Annotated in this window: 13 protein-coding genes, 4 tRNA genes, 1 rRNA gene and 2 other annotated features; all 18 genes read right to left on the bottom strand. The window is 29.0% G+C overall.

Annotated features, from left to right (window positions below):
- Positions 1-39: 39 nt before the first annotated feature.
- Positions 40-3795, bottom strand: a complete 3756-nt coding sequence (gene addA / locus CSBG_RS16645) for a helicase-exonuclease AddAB subunit AddA (protein ID WP_008681366.1) — start codon at positions 3793-3795, stop codon at positions 40-42.
- A gap of 2 nt (positions 3796-3797) precedes the next feature.
- The gene (addB, locus tag CSBG_RS16640) at positions 3798-7229 is read right to left on the bottom strand and encodes a helicase-exonuclease AddAB subunit AddB (protein ID WP_008681364.1); all 3432 of its coding nucleotides are present in this window, start codon (positions 7227-7229) and stop codon (positions 3798-3800) included.
- A 46-nt stretch (positions 7230-7275) separates the two neighbouring features.
- On the bottom strand, positions 7276-7791 hold the full coding sequence (locus CSBG_RS16635; RefSeq protein ID WP_008681363.1) for a GNAT family protein: 516 nt from the start codon (positions 7789-7791) through the stop codon (positions 7276-7278).
- Between the two features lie 132 nt (positions 7792-7923).
- Positions 7924-8715: an endonuclease/exonuclease/phosphatase family protein gene (locus tag CSBG_RS16630; RefSeq protein ID WP_008681361.1), complete on the bottom strand. Its 792-nt coding sequence runs from the start codon at positions 8713-8715 to the stop codon at positions 7924-7926.
- 1 nt (position 8716) lies between these two features.
- Entirely contained in the window at positions 8717-10375 is a 1659-nt protein-coding gene (locus tag CSBG_RS16625) for a PTS transporter subunit IIBC (protein WP_035286159.1), read from the bottom strand.
- A gap of 41 nt (positions 10376-10416) precedes the next feature.
- On the bottom strand, positions 10417-12081 hold the full coding sequence (locus CSBG_RS16620; RefSeq protein WP_008681357.1) for an alpha-glucosidase: 1665 nt from the start codon (positions 12079-12081) through the stop codon (positions 10417-10419).
- Between the two features lie 160 nt (positions 12082-12241).
- A complete protein-coding gene (locus CSBG_RS16615; protein WP_008681355.1) occupies positions 12242-13186 on the bottom strand; it encodes an ROK family protein in 945 nt (314 codons plus the stop codon).
- Between the two features lie 187 nt (positions 13187-13373).
- The gene (locus CSBG_RS16610) at positions 13374-14381 is read right to left on the bottom strand and encodes a LacI family DNA-binding transcriptional regulator (RefSeq protein ID WP_008681353.1); all 1008 of its coding nucleotides are present in this window, start codon (positions 14379-14381) and stop codon (positions 13374-13376) included.
- A gap of 166 nt (positions 14382-14547) precedes the next feature.
- Positions 14548-14638 (bottom strand) — tRNA-Ser (locus CSBG_RS16605).
- Positions 14639-14661: 23 nt separating this feature from the next.
- A tRNA-Ser gene (locus CSBG_RS16600) sits at positions 14662-14752 on the bottom strand.
- A gap of 165 nt (positions 14753-14917) precedes the next feature.
- Positions 14918-15008 (bottom strand) — tRNA-Ser (locus CSBG_RS16595).
- 205 nt (positions 15009-15213) lie between these two features.
- Positions 15214-16491 carry a serine--tRNA ligase gene (gene serS, locus CSBG_RS16590; protein WP_008681351.1) on the bottom strand — a complete coding sequence of 426 codons (1278 nt, stop codon included), beginning with the start codon at positions 16489-16491 and terminating at the stop codon, positions 15214-15216.
- Between the two features lie 65 nt (positions 16492-16556).
- Positions 16557-16756: a binding site (T-box leader), on the bottom strand.
- A gap of 88 nt (positions 16757-16844) precedes the next feature.
- A complete protein-coding gene (locus CSBG_RS16585) occupies positions 16845-17099 on the bottom strand; it encodes a DUF1667 domain-containing protein (protein ID WP_008681350.1) in 255 nt (84 codons plus the stop codon).
- On the bottom strand, positions 17092-18504 hold the full coding sequence (locus tag CSBG_RS16580) for an FAD-dependent oxidoreductase (RefSeq protein ID WP_008681349.1): 1413 nt from the start codon (positions 18502-18504) through the stop codon (positions 17092-17094). Before CSBG_RS16580 ends, CSBG_RS16585 begins: the two co-directional genes overlap by 8 nt.
- Before the next feature lie 20 nt (positions 18505-18524).
- Positions 18525-19031 carry a transcription repressor NadR gene (locus CSBG_RS16575; RefSeq protein ID WP_008681348.1) on the bottom strand — a complete coding sequence of 169 codons (507 nt, stop codon included), beginning with the start codon at positions 19029-19031 and terminating at the stop codon, positions 18525-18527.
- A gap of 15 nt (positions 19032-19046) precedes the next feature.
- Entirely contained in the window at positions 19047-19550 is a 504-nt protein-coding gene (locus CSBG_RS16570; protein WP_008681347.1) for an HDIG domain-containing metalloprotein, read from the bottom strand.
- A 123-nt stretch (positions 19551-19673) separates the two neighbouring features.
- Positions 19674-19749: transfer RNA gene (locus CSBG_RS16565), tRNA-Ala, on the bottom strand.
- Positions 19750-19759: 10 nt separating this feature from the next.
- Positions 19760-19876 (bottom strand): 5S ribosomal RNA (gene rrf, locus CSBG_RS16560).
- Positions 19877-19941: 65 nt separating this feature from the next.
- Positions 19942-20203, bottom strand: a sequence feature (23S ribosomal RNA rRNA prediction is too short).

Genomic DNA, 20203 nt, shown 5'->3' with positions numbered 1-20203 from the left:
ATTTATTAATCCACTTTTTATATTCTTTATAGAATTAATCTATAAATTCATTTTTTCTTCTTTATTTAATCCAAATAAATATAGATAGCATTCCTTTACTTCTTTTCCAGTTATCTTTTCCACAGCATCCTTATAGTACTTAATTTGTATTTTATACTTATCTAAAATCTCACTTTCCTTGCCATGTTCAACATAATCAGTTTTATAGTCTAATAAAATAATTTTATCTTCCTCTTCAAATATACAGTCTATTATCCCTTGCAATCTAACATTTTCATTTCCATATACCTCTTCTGATAGAGTACTATCAATATTTAAGCTACTTATTTCAGTATAAAAAGGTAATTCTCGTTTAACTAATTTCCCTGTATTAAATGCATTTAGAAGCCTCTTTCCCAAATTACTCTTAAAGAAGCTTATAAAACTAATTTTTTGTACAGCTTTTATTTCTTCTTCAGTAAGTAAATTTTTATCCTTCATAGAATATATTTGAGTATCTATTTCTTCTTTTGTATTAACTTTATTTAAATCTAATTTTTGCATTATAAAGTGTGCTATAGTACCTCTTTCTGATGCTGATAAACCTCTTTTTTCTTGTAAGAACTTTGGCTTTAATACTTCCTTATCACTAAAAATATTTACTGTAATAACATCATCATTTTCGTTATTATAAAGAGATCTTTTTAAATCGGAAACCGAAACATTACTAGGTAATTTACCTGCCAAATCATATTTATATTTATAATTTAATCTTCTTTCAATTTCTTTATCTATATGGTCCACATCTGAATTAATAAATAAATCTGTTTCTTCATTTTCATCCACAGCTACTTCATTTTTTTCCACAGCTAATAAATTTTTAGTCCACATTTGTGTCCTCCATGTTGAAAAATCATTAATTATTGAACTATTATTTGCTCCAATATATTTTCTTAGTTCTTCTCCATCTCTATGCTTACATATAGCCATTCCAATCCAATCTAAATAACTTTTCCCCTTTAATACCTCTGATGCTGGAACAATTTCATCATCTAAAGCTGCTGATGAAACCCATCTTGATATTGATTTTTCTAAGTTTCTTGTTGCCCCTGTAATAATTAATTTTTCTTTTGCTCTTGTAAATGCAACGTATAGTATTCTCATTTCTTCTGAAAGAGTCTCAAATAATATTTTTTTCTTTATTGCTTCTTTAGCTAATGTACTATATGAGTTTCTTCTTTCTAAATCAACATAATCTGGCCCTAGTCCAAGGTCATCATGATATAAAATGGATTTATTTAAATCCATTAGATTAAATTGCTTACCAAAACCACATGTAAATACTACTGGAAATTCTAGACCCTTGCTTTTATGAATACTCATTATTCTAACAACATCTTCATTTTCACCAAGTATTTTTGCACTTCCCATATCTCCTGATGAATTCCTAAGCTTATTTATAAAGTTAATGAAATTAAATAATCCTTTAAAGCTAGTTTGCTCAAACTGCTTTGCTCTTTGGAATAGTATCTTTAAATTTGCTTGTCTTAGCTTACCATTTGGCATAGCCCCAACATAACCATAATAAGCCGTATCCATGTAAAGATACCAAATAAATTCATCTATTGGAGTATAAATTGATTTATTTCTCCACTTTCCTAAGTTATTTATAAATATCTTACATTTATTTTTAAGTTCCTCATTTACTTCATATACATCATCAGAAACACCTTTTATTATTTCATAAAAATATTTTTCTTTATCTAATAATCTTATATCTCCAAGTTCTTCTGCGCTAAAACTTACTAAAGGTGATCTTAATACGGAAATCATAGGAACATCTTGCATTGGATTATCTATAACCTTTAATAAAGACATCATTGTTCTTATTTCTATAGTTTCAAAATATCCTGTTCCTGTATCTGCATAAACAGGTATCCCTTCTGAGCCAATCTCTTCTAAAAATATTTCAGACCAATTTCTAGTTGCTCTTAATAATATAACTATATCTTTATATTTTAAAGGTCTATATTCTCCAGTTTCCTTATCCAATACTTTAAATACTTTACCTGTTTTAGGATCTGGATTTAATAATTCTTTTATCCTTCTAGCAACTATTCTTGCCTCTAGTCCTATTGAATCAATATCTTCTTCCTCTTCTACTAAACCTTCACCATCATATTCTTCTACTTCAGTAGTATATTCTCCTGACTTATCAAGAATATGAAGTTCTATTGGTCCTGCTATCATTGTATTTTCATCATTATTTTCTTTGTAGTTAGCTCCAAGATTAAGAGCTTCATCGTCATTATATTCAAGTTCACCTACAGTCTTAGACATTACTTCCTTAAATATATAATTTACTCCACTAATTACTTCTTCTCTACTTCTAAAGTTCTTATATAATTGTATTTTTCTATTTAAATCACCATCTTCTAGTGGATATCTGTTATATTTATCTAAAAACAATTCAGGTTTTGCTTGCCTAAATCTATAAATACTTTGCTTAACATCTCCAACCATAAAAACATTCGGATTTTCTAATGTTTTTCTAGAAACTAAATCTATTATTGCTTCTTGAACATTATTAGAATCTTGATATTCATCAACTAAAACTTCATCAAAGTATTCTCTAAAGCCATTTGCAACGCTAGATGGACATATATTATCTTCTTCATCATTTTCTATAAGTATTTTCAAACATAAATGCTCTAAGTCATTAAAATCTAGTATATTTCTTTCTCTTTTCTTTTCCTTAAATCTATTTATAAATTCTAATGTCAACTGACTTATCATTTTCATATAAGGATATGAATTTTTAATTCCATTTAAAGCATCATTTACTGTCATTGAAAAACTATCTTCAATTAATTTTGATGTTTTCTTTTTAATACTATCTCTTATACTCTTAACTATCTCTAGGCTTTCTTCATCTGAAACCTTATCTTTTTTAACAGACTTTAATCTAGAAAAGCTTATATTATTGATAGAAGAATATAGTTCCTCTATTCCCAAGCTTAATGATTCTTCAACCCTTATAAACATATCCAAATCATCTAAAAAAGTTACTTCATATGGTTCTAAGCCTTCAGTATCCCTTATTATACCTATAGCCTTTTCTAACATTTTTATGTATCCAGTTACTTCAATTTTTATAGTTTCCTTTAATATATCTATCCATATGGTTTTATTTAAATCATCTATAGTTTCTATATTAAATCTTTCTGCATTATTAACTAACCATTTGTCTGGCCAAGGACCACTCATTGAGAATCTATATAAATCTAGTATTATATCTTTTAACCTTTGATCATCTCTTGATCCACTGTATGCTTCTATTAGATTTCTAAACCCTATATTTTCGCTTTCATAGTAATCCTCAAACATATCATTTATAACTTCTAATTTTAACAATGTATTTTCTGTTTCATCAGCAATTCTAAATGTAGGATCTAAATCTATAACATGATAATAATTTTTTATAACATCTAAACAAAATGAATGCATCGTAGTTATATTAGCTCTACTCAAAAGAGTTAATTGCCTTTGCAATACTTTTGAATTAGGATTTGCTTCTAAAGACCTTGATATTGCAGCTGCTATTCTTTCTCTCATTTCTGCCGCAGCTGCAGATGTGAATGTAACAACTAATAATCTATCTATATCTACTGGATTATTTTCATTGGTTATTATTCTTATAATTCTTTCTACTAATACAGCCGTCTTTCCCGAACCAGCTGCAGCAGCTACAAGTAAGTTACATCCTCTAGTTGTTATTGCCTTAAGCTGATCTTCTGTCCATTTTGTATCACTCATAATTAGTTGTTCCCCCCCTTCTCTACCTCATCTTTTATTAATTTCCACGCTTCATCATTACTCTTCTTTAAAACTACCCTATACTTATTATTTTCTATTGATGTATCAAACTGACATACTGATGAATAATCACAATAACTACAATATGCAGTGTTATTATTTTTGCAAGGTTCTATTTTTATTTCTCCGCTTAACATTTCCTCGCATATTTCGGACATTTTATCATTAACATATTTTCTTAATGTATCAAATTGTTCCTCTGTTATTACAGAACTACTTGATGTAAAATTGCCATCTTTCTTTATTGCAGCTGGTATTATTAATGAATATGAATCCATATCATTATCCATAGCCTTAACAACATTTATATCCTTAAGGAGTAATCCACTCATTTTTAATTCTTTTAATATATTATCTTTTATTTCTTCTTCAGTAAGTTGCTTTTTAGACTTTATTATTGGATCATCAATCCTGAAATATAATATTGCTCCTGGCATTGCTTGCTTTTGTAATATATATTTTGAGTTTTTAATAAGGGCATCTAAGTAAACCAATAACTGTATTTGGAGACCATAATAAACTTCTGTTAAATTGAATTTTTTAGCTCCTGATTTATAGTCAACTATCTTTATATATGTGTTACCATCTAAATCTAAAGTATCAATTCTATCTACTCTTCCAACTAAATATACTGTTTCATTTGATGGTAAATCTATTTTAATTGGCTCTCCATCACTAAATCCTCCAAAGGCAAACTCATTCTTAAATACCTCAAACTTACCTTTTCTCATTTGTTCTGATATTACCATAACAGATTTAGTTATAGTTCTCTTGAATCTATCTGCAAAGTACTTATATTTCTTCGTACTATTTAATATTGAGTTAGAATCACTTTCTAATCTCTTATCAACTAGTTCATTAACTATTACCTTACATCTTTCTCTATTCAAATCAGACCATGCTATTTTTTCATTTCTAACTGTATTTGTAAAATCATCTAGAACATTATGCATAAATGATCCTAAATCTGGAGCAGAAAATTCATATACTTTTCTATCCTTTGCCTTTAATCCATATTGTACATAATAAGAAAAAGGACATTGAGCATACTTTTCTATTCTAGATACATTAAATATAAGTTTTTTATTTTCTGATTGATATAATCTCTTTATTTTTTCCCTAGGAATTTTTTCAACCAAATTAGTATATGTTAATCCCTTAAACATTCTATTCGATTTATTTTTAAACTCCTCATTATTTTCAAACCATTTAAAAGCTTGTGCCCAATATTCGTCTACATTTTCCTTTTCAAATTCCATTCTAAGTGCTGAAATAAGTTCATTAAAGGTAGGTGTAGGAGCTGTTATTTTATTAAACTTATCTCTTCTATCTCTTATATTATAAATTTCACTTTCCTCTACTACATTTGGTAAAACTTTTTTAAGCCTTGGAATAATTATAGATGGTCTTAGCGACTTCCCTTCAAAATCTGCCATAGGGAAAGTTACCATTAAATACTCTGAAGGAATAGTTAATGCTGTATAAACAATAAATTGCTCTTCGAAAGCTCTGATTTTAGTGTCTGAAGCTAATCTTATTCCTATATTCCTTAATAACTCTCTTTCTCTATCACTTATAATTCCTTCTTCCTTATTCGCAGCTGGTAACACCCCATCATTTACTCCTATTAAATATAAAGCTTTTACTTCTCTACCTTTAACTCTTGATATATCACCTATATTTACTTGATCTAAAGACATAGGAATTACCCCTATCTCCCTTTCTTCAAATCCTGATATGAGTATTTTAGTAAATTCCTTTATATCTAAAACCTCATCTCCCAATACTTCTACAACTTGATCTAAAATTTCTATAACCATCTCGGGAACTTGTATATATTCCTTTATCTTATCTTGAAGCCCTAATGAATTAAATTCTTCTAACCATACTTCTAATGTTTTAAATACATTTAGTTCATTTAAAAACTCATATAGATTTGTTGCAAAATCCCTTACTTTATTCTTTCCTTTTATTCTATTATGTAACTTCATTAAAGGAGATCGTATTTCTTCCATAATTTCAATAATTGTATTTTCCTCTTCAGAAATATTCTCTTTATCATAAAGATCTTTAGTCCACTTGTATCCCTTGATTCCGTTAGCTAATATATAATTTTCTAATATATCAATATAATCTCTTTCAACATTTACTAATCCACTCTTTAAATATTTAAATACACTTTCATAAGACCAATTGCTTGCTAATATTTCTAAAGATGAAATAATAACTACAACTAATGGATTATTAAGTATTTCTCTTTTTTTATCTATGAAAAATGGAATATTGTATTCATTAAAAATAACTGTAGATATTTTTTCATACTCATCTATATTTCTACATACCACAGCTATATCCTTAAATCTATAACCATTATCTCTAACCATTCTTAATATATCCTTGGCTACAACCTCAACTTCATCATAACTATTATTTGCCTTATATATTCTTACATTATTAGCTTTTCCTTTATACTCTTTAAATGGATATGTAAAAAAATGACGTTCTAAGTGTTGTAAATCTTCATTATTTAAAAATCTATACGACTGTCCCTTATTTAAATCAATAGGTTCTAAGTATGATATATTTCCTTCTTTCATAATTCTTAATATGGAGTTCTCAGTGTTTTTTATAGCATCAAATATATCTGTATAATCTATATCAGAACCTCCACTTAAAGAATCACTACATAAAGTTATATTTACAACTTTCGCTTTCTTTGCAAGCACTTTTATAACCTCTAATTGTTGAGGTGTAAAAGTAGTAAATTCATCTATCCATATTTCTGCATCATCATATATATTACAATCCTTTAACCTCTTAGCTAAAAAGGTTAACTCATCATCTGAGTCTATGAATCTTTTATGAAGAATCTCATTAAAGCTATTAAAAATTAATTTTAAGTCACTTATTTTTTTCTTAAGTTCTTCATCATTTATTTCATCTTCCTTTGAACTTAATATTTCCCCGGAAATATTATATTTTTTAAATTCTGTTATTACTTTTGATACTATTGACGAGAAACCTTGCTTCTTCGCCATTCTATTAAAGTATTGTAATTCTTCACTTTTATCTTTTAATAGCTTATAAATAAGCATATTTCTTCCTGAATCACTTATTCTAAGCTCTGTTCGTCCACCACATTCTTCTGATACTCTATGCGCCATTCTCTTAAAGCTTAATACTTCACCTCTTAATAATCCCTTTTCTGTTACAATATCAAGGAATTTTTTTTCCGTATCAAAAGTATATTGCTCCGGAACTATTAAAACTAATTTATGTTGATTATCATAATTTTCTATTTTCTTTTTTATTTGTTCAAGGCAAAATCTGCTTTTCCCTGTGCCTGCCCTTCCAAATATAAATCTTATTCCCATAAACACGCTCCTAAAAGTACTTTATCTTAAATTATTCCCCTTTGTATTAAATAAATTCTTCTTTAAGTAATCCCATAACTATAGTATCTAGATATTTACCACAAATATAATATTTGCTTCTTCTTACTCCTTCTTCTTTAAAACCACATTTCTTATAGCAATTTATAGCTCTAATATTTTCCTTCACAACTTCTAATTCTACCTTATGAGCCTTTCTATTGTTAAACAAATATTTACATAATGTTCTTATTGAATCCTTACCATATCCATTTCCCCAATATTCCTTACCAATAGTTATACCTATTGAATATACGTCTCTTGTATAGCTATTTTCCTTATAATAAACATATCCTATTAAATCACTGTCTTTTGTTACTATAACCATTTCCTTTTTATTTGGCTTTGTAAAATGATGAAATTGACTCCTTATATATTCTTTAGTCATAATCCCTGTAGATAAACCATTATACTTAAGTACGTCTTTGTCTGCACAAGTGTCATATAAAATATCTATGTCTTCTCTTACCGGATCTCTTAAATATATATTTTCTCCATATATCATACTGCTATCTCCCTAAGTAAAGTTTATACCATGCTTTTAATTTTTGTATACTTTAATTATAAAACTATTTATAAAAGCAAAAAAGAGAACAATAAAAAAAGAGCTCACTTTTTAATATTGAGCTCTTTTCTTCTAATCCATAATATCTATATCTGCTTCTACTCCATAGTGATCTGAAATAATACTTTTATTTATATCATTAAATATTACATTAGATTTTTTTACATTAACATCTGTATTAGTAAATATTATATCTAATCTTTTATTTTCAGTTTTCCCTTCCCATCCAGCAATTTCACCTTGAACAGTTATACCATTATCTTTTTCAAGTGCAATATCATAAGTATCAATTAATCCTTTACTTAATAGATAATCATATCCCTCATTTCTAATTAATGCGTTATTGTTAATATCCCCCATAACAAAACTTATCCCATTAACCTTAGTCATAAGATTATCTACTTGATACTTAAAGGATTCTTCTTCATCATCCCACCAACCCAAGTGGCATGTGAAGAAATTAATCTTTTTATTATCTATAGTTATAGTAGCTTTAATTATTTTTCTACTTTTATAAAAAGTCTTTTCACTACTTTTTGTTATATAAAATAACTCTACATCTTCAATTTCATGTCTAGTCAGTATAGATAAGCCCTCTTCATATATATCGTAACCTATATGTGAAAAATCCCATACATATTTATAATTGAACTCTCCCAACTTCTCAAGCTCTTTATTTAGTAAATAAATGAAATTATCTTCTTTTATATCCCCACTAACTACAGATTTTTCTATACTTTGACTTACTTCTTGAAATGATATAACATCATATTGCTTTTCATTTATTATTTCTGCTAAGTACTTTATTTTTTCTAATTGATTTTCTTCCATCCATGAATGGCAATTAAGTGTTAGTAATTTCATTCTAAACTCCTAATATATCTTGTATATTTGATTTTAATACATCTGCTTTTGGACCATATATAGCCTGAACTCCCTTATCTCTTAATATAAGTCCTAAAGCTCCATTCTTCTTCCATTCCTTTTCGTCAGCTACTAAGGCTATATCTTTAACAGTAACTCTTAATCTTGTCATACATGCATCTATATCTTCTATATTATCTTTTTCTCCTAATAATGATATTATCTTAAGAGCTTGTAAATCATTTGCTGTACTTGGATCATTCTTAGCAGAAGGTGCTAATGCATCTTCACTTTCTGAGTCTATATAGTTTCCGTTACGCCCTGGTGTTGGAATATTGAATTTTTTAATTAGTACATTGAATATTCCATAATTTAATCCAAAGAACACTAAGCATGTAATTATAAAATTAATTATATCTCTTATTAATCCTGCATGAACCATCATTGGAGTTCTTGTTAAGAATTCTATAAATCCAAATGCATGAACTCTTAATTGGAAAAGATCTGCTAAAGCAAAACCTATACCTGTGATTAAAGCATATACTACATATAATATTGGTGATATAAACATAAACATAAATTCTATTGGTTCTGTAACACCTGTTAAAAATACTGCTAAACCTGCTGATAAGAATACTGTTTTATATTTGCTCTTCTTGTCTGGTTCAACATTCTTATACATTGCAAATGCAATTCCTAATAATGATGCACTTGAAAGAATAACTTGGCCAGCTTTAAATCTTGCTGGAACTATACTGGTTAATAATGTATTATACTCTAAAATATTACCTGCATCTTTTAAATTTATTAAGTCACCTATCCAAGCTAACCACAATGGATCTTGACCTGCTACTAATGTACCTGCTGATGGACCTGTTAATATTTGATATACTCCGCCAAGTTCTGTATAGTTTACTGGAACTGTTAACATATGATGTAATCCAAATGGTAATAACAAACGTTCTAATGCTCCATATACAAAAGGTGCTAAAACTGGTGCTGTATCCTTTGATTCTGCTAACCAAACTCCAAATCCATTTAAAGCTCCTTGTATAAATGGCCAAACAATTGATAGTAATATAGCAGCTACTACTGATCCTAAAATAACTACAAAAGGAACAAACCTTTTTCCATTAAAGAAATCTAATGCTTTAGGTAACTTATTATAATTATAATATTTATTGTATAAAGCTGCACCCAAGAAACCTGCAATTATTCCCACAAACACCCCCATATTTAATGCTGGAGCACCTAATATATCAGTAAAATAATTAGCTACAACAAGCTTTGAACCAAATAATGAGTTTACTGTTGCTGTTGCATCAGATAACATATCTGATCCTACTCCAAATATAGCTCCTGTAATACGATTAATTAATATGAATGATAACAATCCGGCAAAAGCACCTCCTGCTCTTTCCTTAGCCCATGAGCCCCCGATAGCAACTGCAAATAATACATGAAGGTTTCCAATTATGGCCCAACCTATATCCTCCATAACCCTTGCAATTGTATCTATTAATTCTATATCTACTGACATTCCTATCAATTTTCCAATAGATATCATAAGTCCAGCTGCTGGCATTACAGCTACTACAACCAATAAAGCCTTACCGAATTTTTGCCAAAAGTCAAATGATATTAACTTACCCTTTTTCATTGTTTTTCCCATTATTGTACCTCTCCTTACTACTATTATTATTAATTTATTTTGTACATTCTTGCTTCATATGGTTTTAAATTTAAAGTATTTAAATCATCATGTTTTGAAACTTTATAATTTGATATTAATAAATTTTTATATTTTAGTACTTCATCCTTATAAATGTATTCTGCTGTTTTATTTGTTAAGTTAGTTATTATAATAAACTTTTTATCATTTAACTCTCTTATATAAGCATAAATACTATCATCATTTTTTAATATTAACTTATATTCACCATATATAAGTTCATTATTACTTTTTCTTATCTTTATCATTTTTTTATAAAAATTCAATATTGAATCTTCATTATTGATTTGCTTCTCTACATTTATATCTTTAAAATTATCATTAATTTCTATCCAAGGTTTGTGTTTAGAAAACCCTGAATTAATGGAACTATTCCATTGCATTGGAGTTCTAGAATTATCTCTAGATGTAGCCCATAAACGCTTCATGCAATCTTCTTTACTAAAACCATTTTCCAACATTTCATTATAAACATTTATACTTTTAACATCATCGTATTTATCTACAGATGAATACTTTACATTTGTCATTCCAATTTCTTGACCTTGATATATAAACGGAGTTCCTTGTTGCATAAAGTACATTAATCCTAAAGCTGTTGCACTTTCTTTCCAATATTCTTTATCATCTCCCCATGTTGACACTACTCTTGGAATATCATGATTTTCTATAAATAATGCATTCCAACCTCTATTATTTAACCCTTCTTGCCACCTAGTTAAAACCTCTTTGCACTCCTTTACATTGAAGCTTTGATTATCCTCATTATTCCATAAATCTAGATGTTCAAATTGAAATACCATATTGAATTTGCCTTTTTCTTCTCCTACCCATTCTTCTGCATCTTCAGCACTAACTCCATTTGCTTCAGCTACTGTCATAACATCATATTTTGAAAATGTATTTTCAGTTAATTCATCTAAAAAATCATGTATCCCTTCAACATTCATGTGCTTTTCAAAGCAGCTTACATATTGTTTATTTTCTATATTTGGCATATCACTAAATTCTGTATCCTTCTTAATATGACTTATAGCATCTATTCTAAATCCATCTATTCCTTTATCGAGCCACCAATTTATCATTTTATATATTTCTTTTCTTAAATCTTCATTTTCCCAATTTAAATCTGGCTGCCTTTTGGTAAATAAGTGTAAGAAATATTCATCAGTATTTTTATCATATTCCCATGCGGATCCCTTAAAAATACTTTCCCAATTGTTAGGCTCTGCATTATTTCTTCCTTTTCTCCATATATACCAATCCCTTTTAGGATTATCTTTAGCTGATTTTGATTCTATAAACCATTTATGTTCATCACTAGTATGATTTATTACTAAATCTATTATCAACTTCATTTCTCTTTTATGAGTTTCTGCTAATAATTCATTAAAATCTTCCATAGTCCCGAAATCGGTCATTATATCTTGATAATCACTTATATCATAACCATTATCATCATTAGGAGACTTGTACATAGGACAAATCCAAATAACATCTATCCCTAAGTCCTTTAGGTAATCTAGTTTTGATATTATCCCCTTTAAATCTCCTATACCATCATTATTGTAATCCATAAAACTTCTTGGATATATTTGATATGCTACCGCTTCTTTCCACCAAACCTGCTTCATATAGTCCTCCAACTTAACTAAATATAATTTATGCAATCCTTATCTAATAAATTTAATTTATGCAATAGTTGTCTAATTTATTCCATTGTTATTCAAATTATGCAATCGTTTGCCCAAACTGGTGTAAAATATGTGTACAGATATTTCTGTACACAATATTCTATTTGCTTTCTAAAATTGCTAGTGCTGCTGCACCTAAAACTCCAGCCTTACCACCTAATACAGCTTTTTCAACTTTGCAGTTATTATGAATTGTCTTTAAACATCTTCTTTCCATTTCATTTTCTATTTTATCAAATACAATTCTTCCAGCTTCACTTACGCCACCACCAATAACAATTTTATCAGGGTCAAATGTATTTGCTATATTCGCAACAGTTATTCCTAAGTAAGATAATGCATCATTTAATATATCTTGTGAAACCTTATCTCCTTTTTCTGCCTCTAAAAATACTTCCTTAGCAGTTACTTGTTCATAACCTTTTAATGCAGTTTCTACCTTGCTTTCCACTGCCTCTTTTGCTCTTTTCATGATTGCAGTTCCTGATGCAACAGCCTCTGCACAACCAGTATTACCACATCCACATCTAGGTCCGCCTTTCATAACAGTAGTATGTCCAACTTCTAATGCATTTGATGTACTACCTCTGAATAGACTTCCATTTATTATGGCTCCTCCGCCTATTCCTGTGCTTACAGTAATGAAAACCATGTTATTGCTTCCTTTACCTGCGCCAAACATAAATTCACTTAATGTTGCCACATTTGCATCATTATCTAAGTAAGTATCTAATTTATATCTATCTTTTATAGGTTGAACTATATTAAAATTCTTAAATGGTAAATTAGGAGTATATACTATTAACCCCTTATCTACATCTAATGGTCCTGGAGATCCAACCCCTATTGCCTTAACCTCATTTATATCAATTTCCTCTAATACATCATCTATTGTATTTAATAACTTTTCTAAAACTACATTTTCACCCTTATGAGCTTCCGTTTTTACCGTAACTTCTTTTACTATAGCCCCTTCTAAATCAACTAGAGCAGTGTATATCTTAGTTCCACCTAAATCAACACCAACTACATATTTCTTTTCCATTTCCATCCCCCTAGATATAAATTAAATTTTATTTCCATTATTATGATAGACATAGTATAGCATTTTCAGAAATTGTTTACAATAATTTAATTGCTTATTTTCCTTCAAAATTTCTAATTATTTTAAATTACCTTTATTTTTCTTTAGTATTTAAAGTTTATGCAACCGATTGCATATACTTTTGAATTTAAATCTTTTTTATTGACTCTCTTTCTATTAGCTTAGTATCTATTATATATGAATTTCTATTACTACTTTTTTCCTCTAATCTATCTATAATTAGCTTAGTTGCATAAAACCCTAACTCTTCTGCATTAATATCTACAGATGATAATGGAGGATTTTGATATTCTGACATCGGTATATTATTGAATCCTGCAATAGACATATTCTTTACTCCAAGTTCATTTAAAGTTTCTTGAGCTCCAAAAGCTAATAAGTCATCTGTTGCTACTACAGCAGTTGGTCTATTACTATCTAAAATTTTATTTATAGCGTAGCTTCCATTACTTTGTGTAAATTCTTCAGCTTCATATATTAAACTATTTTTTATCTCTATTCTATTATCAATTAATGCCTGCTTATAACCTTTTAATCTATCTCTGGATACATTTAAATTAGCTTTTGCTCCAATAAAAGCTATTTCCTTGTGACCATAGTCTATTAACATTTGAACTAAATCATACATAGCCTTTACGTTATTATTATCTACCCATAATACATTATTAACTTCATCTGGTCTCCCTATAACTACAAAAGGAAATTCTATATCATTTAGGTAATTTATTGTGTCATCTTTTTCCTTAGAATTTAATAAGCATATTCCATCTACTAAATTACTATCTATAAATTTTTTAAACCATTCCTTATCATCTTTTCCTTCTTGTTTAAAGGCATACATTATATAATAATTTTCTTTTTGAGCGTATATACTTATTCCCTTCATAGCCTGAACAAAAAATGGATTTGAAAATATATCCTCAGCTTCCTTTGGAAGTATTACAGCTAAAATTCTTGTTCTATTATTCGCAAGTCCTCTTGCAATTATATTAGGAGTATAATTTAACTTCTTTATTGCCTCATTTACCTTTTCTTTTGTTTTATCACTTATTTTATGGCTATTAGATAATACCCTAGAAACCGTTGACGTTGCAACATTCGCTTCTCTAGCTACATCCTTAATTGTAACCTTCATTTTATCTTCCCCCTAAAAATTACTTAATAAGATTATAGTATATCTTATATATAAAATATATCTACTTTCAAATTATTATTTCACTAAAAATATTATACAACCCCTTTTTAAAGTTTTATATTTTTATAGAAATAAAAAAAGCATCTAACAAATGTTAGATGCTTTCTGGCGGAGAAACCGGGATTTGAACCCGGGCGCCAGTTACCCGACCTACGCCCTTAGCAGGGGCGCCTCTTCAGCCACTTGAGTATTTCTCCACGTGCCTTCTATTGAAGTTTTATGGCGGAGAGAGTGGGATTTGAACCCACGGTACCCGTAAAGGTACGCCGGTTTTCAAGACCGGTGCCTTAAGCCAGCTCGACCATCTCTCCATATTCTGTCTTGCGACAAGTATTATTATAGCAACCACTCTACATATTGTCAATTATTATTTTAATTTTTTTATTATTTAATAAATAGTTATTAGAACAACATTATAATTGAATGGTACATATATTAAATTTTAAAATGCATCTAAGAAAACTTAGATGCATTTTTGGCGGAGAGAGTGGGATTTGAACCCACGGTACCCGCAAAGGTACGCCGGTTTTCAAGACCGGTGCCTTAAGCCAGCTCGACCATCTCTCCATACTTCGTCTGACGACAAATATCATTATAGCAATGACTTTCTTTTTTGTCAATTATAAATTTATATATTTTTAAACTAAATAATAAATTTTATAAAACTTAAATATATTAAAAAATAATATATTCTATGATAACTTAATTTATTCTTTATAATAATAAATTAAGACTAAATCTAGCACTGCAGATTTAGTCTTTAAAATTAAAATTACTTAATTACCTTCATATTTCCCATGTATGGTTGAAGTGCAGTTGGAATATTTACTGACCCATCCTCATTTAAGTTGTTTTCTAAAAATGCTATTAACATTCTTGGTGGTGCAACAACCGTATTATTTAATGTATGAGCAAAGTATTTTCCATCTTTAGAATTTACACGAATCTTTAAACGACGAGCTTGTGCATCTCCTAAATTTGAACAACTTCCTACTTCAAAATATTTCTTTTGTCTTGGTGACCAAGCTTCAACATCTACTGATTTAACTTTTAAATCTGCTAAATCTCCTGAACAGCATTCTAAAGTTCTAACTGGTATATCTAAAGAACGGAATAACTCTACAGTATTTACCCATAATTTTTCATACCAATCCATACTTTCTTCTGGTTTACATACAACTATCATCTCTTGCTTTTCAAATTGATGAATTCTATATACTCCTCTTTCTTCTATTCCATGAGCTCCCTTTTCTTTTCTAAAACAAGGAGAATAACTTGTTAAAGTATGTGGTAATGAATCTTCAGGTAATATAGTATCTATGTACTTACCTATCATAGAATGTTCACTTGTTCCAATTAGATATAAATCTTCACCTTCAATTTTGTACATCATAGCATCCATTTCAGCAAAACTCATAACACCTGTTACAACCTCACTACGAATCATGTATGGAGGAATACAATAAGTAAATCCACGATCTATCATAAAGTCTCTAGCATATGAAATTATTGCTGAATGAAGCCTTGCAACATTACCCATTAAATAATAAAATCCACTTCCTGCTACTTTTCTAGCACTATCTAAGTCTAATCCACTTAACTTTTCCATTATTTCTGTATGATATGGAACTTCAAAATCTGGAACCTTTGGCTCTCCAAAACGTTCAACTTCTACATTTTCGCTATCATCTTTTCCAATTGGAACACTTGGATCAATTATATTTGGTAGAGTCATCATTATATTGTTAACTCTTTCAGATAATTCAGTTTCCTTAACTTCTAACTCAGATAAACGCTCTGAATTTTCAGTTACCTTCCTTTTCATTTCTTCTGCTTCTTCTCTTTTTCCTTGAGCCATTAAAGCTCCAATCTGCTTTGAAAACTTATTTCTATCAGCTCTTAAAGCCTCAGCTTGTTGTTTAGCTTCTCTAAGCTTTTTATCTAATTCTATTACCTCATCTACTAGTGGAAGTTTGCTATCTTGAAACTTATTTTTTATATTTTTCTTAACTATCTCTGGATTTTCTCTTACAAATTTTAAATCTAACATTATGTATACCTCCTAATAATTTATATTTATTAATTTTTTTCATAAAAAAAGAACCTTTTCCCTAAACAAGGGACGAAAGATTCCGCGTTGCCACCCTAATTAATAGCAAAATATGCTATTCTCTTAAATAAATTTAACGGTTTAAGCCGTACTGCTCATCACAGTCCCTCCAAGGTGGATTCATAACATTTTACTATCGATTTACACCAACCATCGACTCTCTTAAAATAAATATTGTTATTACTAGCCTCTTCAACAGTTTTATTTTATTATTTTTAATATATTATAAAAAAATATATATGTCAATATTTTACTAAGTTATTTATATATATTATTATACTTTTATATTTTAATTATTCATCATATATGTCTCTTGTACAAACAATATCAATTCCAGTATTAAGTATATTTTTACATATTAAATCCCCTGATTTAATTGGAACACTAACATATATCCTAGCTAATACCTTAGATAATTCCATCCACATTTTCTTATCTACTTCTTTATTAGATTTAACTGGAATAACTCTATACTTATCATTTCCCTTTACTCTAACTATTGATGTAAATATATCCTTATTATCACTTTTATTCTCTAAGCTAGACATCTCCAAACTCCTTTATTCTACTTGAAATTACTTTAGAATCTTTAGAATCATCAACTATATCAGTAATTTTTTTATCTAATTCCCTTGCAAGTATATTTACAATCTTTTCATAGCAATAAGATCCATGACAACTTCCAAATCCTGATCCAGTTCTTCTTTTAACACCTTCTACGGTTCTTGCACCTAACGGCCTTCTTATACAATCTACTATTTCACCTTCTGATATATTATTACATACACATATAATCTTACCGTATCTATTGTCCAATGCAATTATTTCATTAGCTTCTTTTCTTCCAAGTTCCCTAAACTTATAAACTTCTCTTCTTTTATCTATGAAATTCTTTTTTAATGTGCAATTTAAGTTATTAGCAATTGTATCACAAAGCATTTTAGCAATTGCTGGTGCTATTGTAATCTTTCCATAATGAGTACCTGTCACTCTTATATATCCCTTATCTATTTCGCTATCATCTATTAGCATAGAATCCTTATTATAACTTTCTCTAAACAAATTATTTATATTATTTTTTTCCAAATTATTCAATAAACTATTAGCATATATTAAGTTGTCTTCTAAGCTAGTTTTTTCTGTACTCTTTATACCTATTAATGAACCTGTTGTAGTTGTTGGTGTACTTAGTACGAATGTATTCTTATCGAAAGTTTCTATTACTATTTTATTTAATTTATTTTTATAATTATCATCAACTAATAAATAACTCATATTTTTAAAGTGTTCTTCTTCACTTTCTAATTCCTTATCTTCTACCTTTCCATTTTCCCTTATATATATCTCATGAGGAATTGTGTTTATTACAACCTTGCAGGTAAACTTATTTTTATTAGTTGTTACTCTAAACCCCTTAGATAAGTTCTGTATATTTAAAACTTCTTCTTCTAATCTAAAATTAACACCATTATCTGCTGCTACTTCAGCATAAGCAATTGCTAAGTCATAAGGTGCAACTATTCCTATGTTTTCTGAATATAAACCTTTTTTTATATTAGGGTTTATATTGGGTTCAATATCATATACATCTTTATCATCTATTAAATATACACCGTCTATTCCCCTTCTTTTTGCCCTTTCATACATTTCTTCTAGCTTTTTAACTCCATTTTCATCACTCACAACCCTTAAAGCTCCAATTTTCTTAAATGGAACTTTAAACTTCTCACAAGTATCAAGCATAATTGAGTTTCCTATATACTCAAGTCCTGCCATTACATCATCTGATGTTTCAGATCCATCATATACTATTGATGTGTTTACAAATGATATATCATCCGCTATATCATAATCTCTTTCTATTAGAGCTATATTAAAATTATATTTTGATAGTTCATAAGCGACTGAACACCCTATTACTCCTCCGCCTAGTATAAGAATATCATAATCCATAACTCATATCCTCCCATAGTCTACAATAAAAATCCTTTTTCTAATAATTCTTTCTTTATAGCATTAATTTCTTCATCACTATCTGCTGCTATTGTATGAAGATGAACTCCATTCGTTAGGTTTGAAAGAGGCTTTGCATTTTTTCCCTTGAACTCATTTTCAAACTTATTTAGATCATTTAAATTTTTTATCATTAAATTACCTCTTATCTCACCATAAAGAGGATGATCAATAATAACATCTTCTATTATTCCACCATATTTGACTACTATCTCTAGTTCCTCAATAGTCTTACTACTATCATGATTAACAGCAATAATAGATTTTGCTTTGTTGATATCTTTATTATAAATATATCCATCAGGAGTAGCTATAATATTCTTACCTGCAGCTCTTAATATAGCAATATCCTTAACTATTATCTGTCTAGTAACATTAAATAAAGAAGCAAGCTCCGTTCCCTTAATTGCTCTACTACTTTCAACTAGCATTTTCATAATTTCTTCTCTTCTTTCTATAGATCCCATAAATTCACCTCTTTATTAATTTTTATCATCACATTTACTTATTATATTAAGTATTTTATTTTCCTTGATTTTATCTTTATTATGATGATACCTAACAACCTGTAGAAATTCTTTATCATAATCAAATTTATTAAGCATTTCCAATCCTATTTTAGGATGATTATAATATATATCTATTTGTTTTATGCTATTATACTTTTTTATTCTTCCCTTAGTTGCTTTATCTAATAATACAACTAAAGATTTCTCAATTAAGCTTAAATGTTTTTTACTTTTACCAACATCATGTAAAAGTGCCGCTTTCCCTAATTTATATGTATCTACATCTATATTTAAATCTTTTTTCATTTTTATTGAATCCTTACAAACTCTTATACAATGATGTTTATCATTATGCTTTAATTTATTGAATATTTTTATCTCATCCTCGTTTAAGAACTTACTGATATAATCATAATCTATTTCCTTAAATAATGAAGTAAATCCCCATACGAATTGTTTTACTCTATACAAAGCCATTTTAATCACCTTGCCATTTTTATAAACTTTACTTTATATAGAAATAATAACATTATATATTTTTATTATCAATTATATATATTTTTATTATAAACAAAAAAAGCTACGAATTACTTCGTAGCTTGGTGGAGGTAAAGGGATTCGAACCCTTGACCCCTTGCGTGCAAGGCAAGTGCTCTCCCAACTGAGCTATACCCCCATAAAAAATAACCTGGCAACGTTCTACTCTCCCACACAGTCGCCCGTGCAGTACCATCGACGCTGTAGAGCTTAACTTTCCTGTTCGGAATGGAAAGGAGTGTTTCCTCTACGCCATCATCACCAGATTTCAGAGTGTTCTCTGAAAATTGCACATGAATTAGTTTCAAGCCGATTTTTATTGGTCAAGCCCTCGACCTATTAGTATCAGTCAGCTAAATATGTTACCACACTTACACCTCTGACCTATCAACCTTGTGTTCTTCAAGGGGTCTTACTAGCTTATGCTATGGGAAATCTCATCTTGAGGGGGGGCTTCACGCTTAGATGCTTTCAGCGTTTATCCCTTCCCGACTTAGCTACCCAGCTATGCTCCTGGCGGAACAACTGGTGCACCAGAGGTCAGTCCATCCCGGTCCTCTCGTACTAAGGACAGCTCCTCTCAAATTTCCTAC

Source organism: Clostridium sp. 7_2_43FAA, assembly GCF_000158375.2.
In the GTDB taxonomy this organism is placed as follows: domain Bacteria; phylum Bacillota; class Clostridia; order Clostridiales; family Clostridiaceae; genus Clostridium; species Clostridium tertium.
This window is presented reverse-complemented; position numbering and strand designations above follow the sequence as displayed.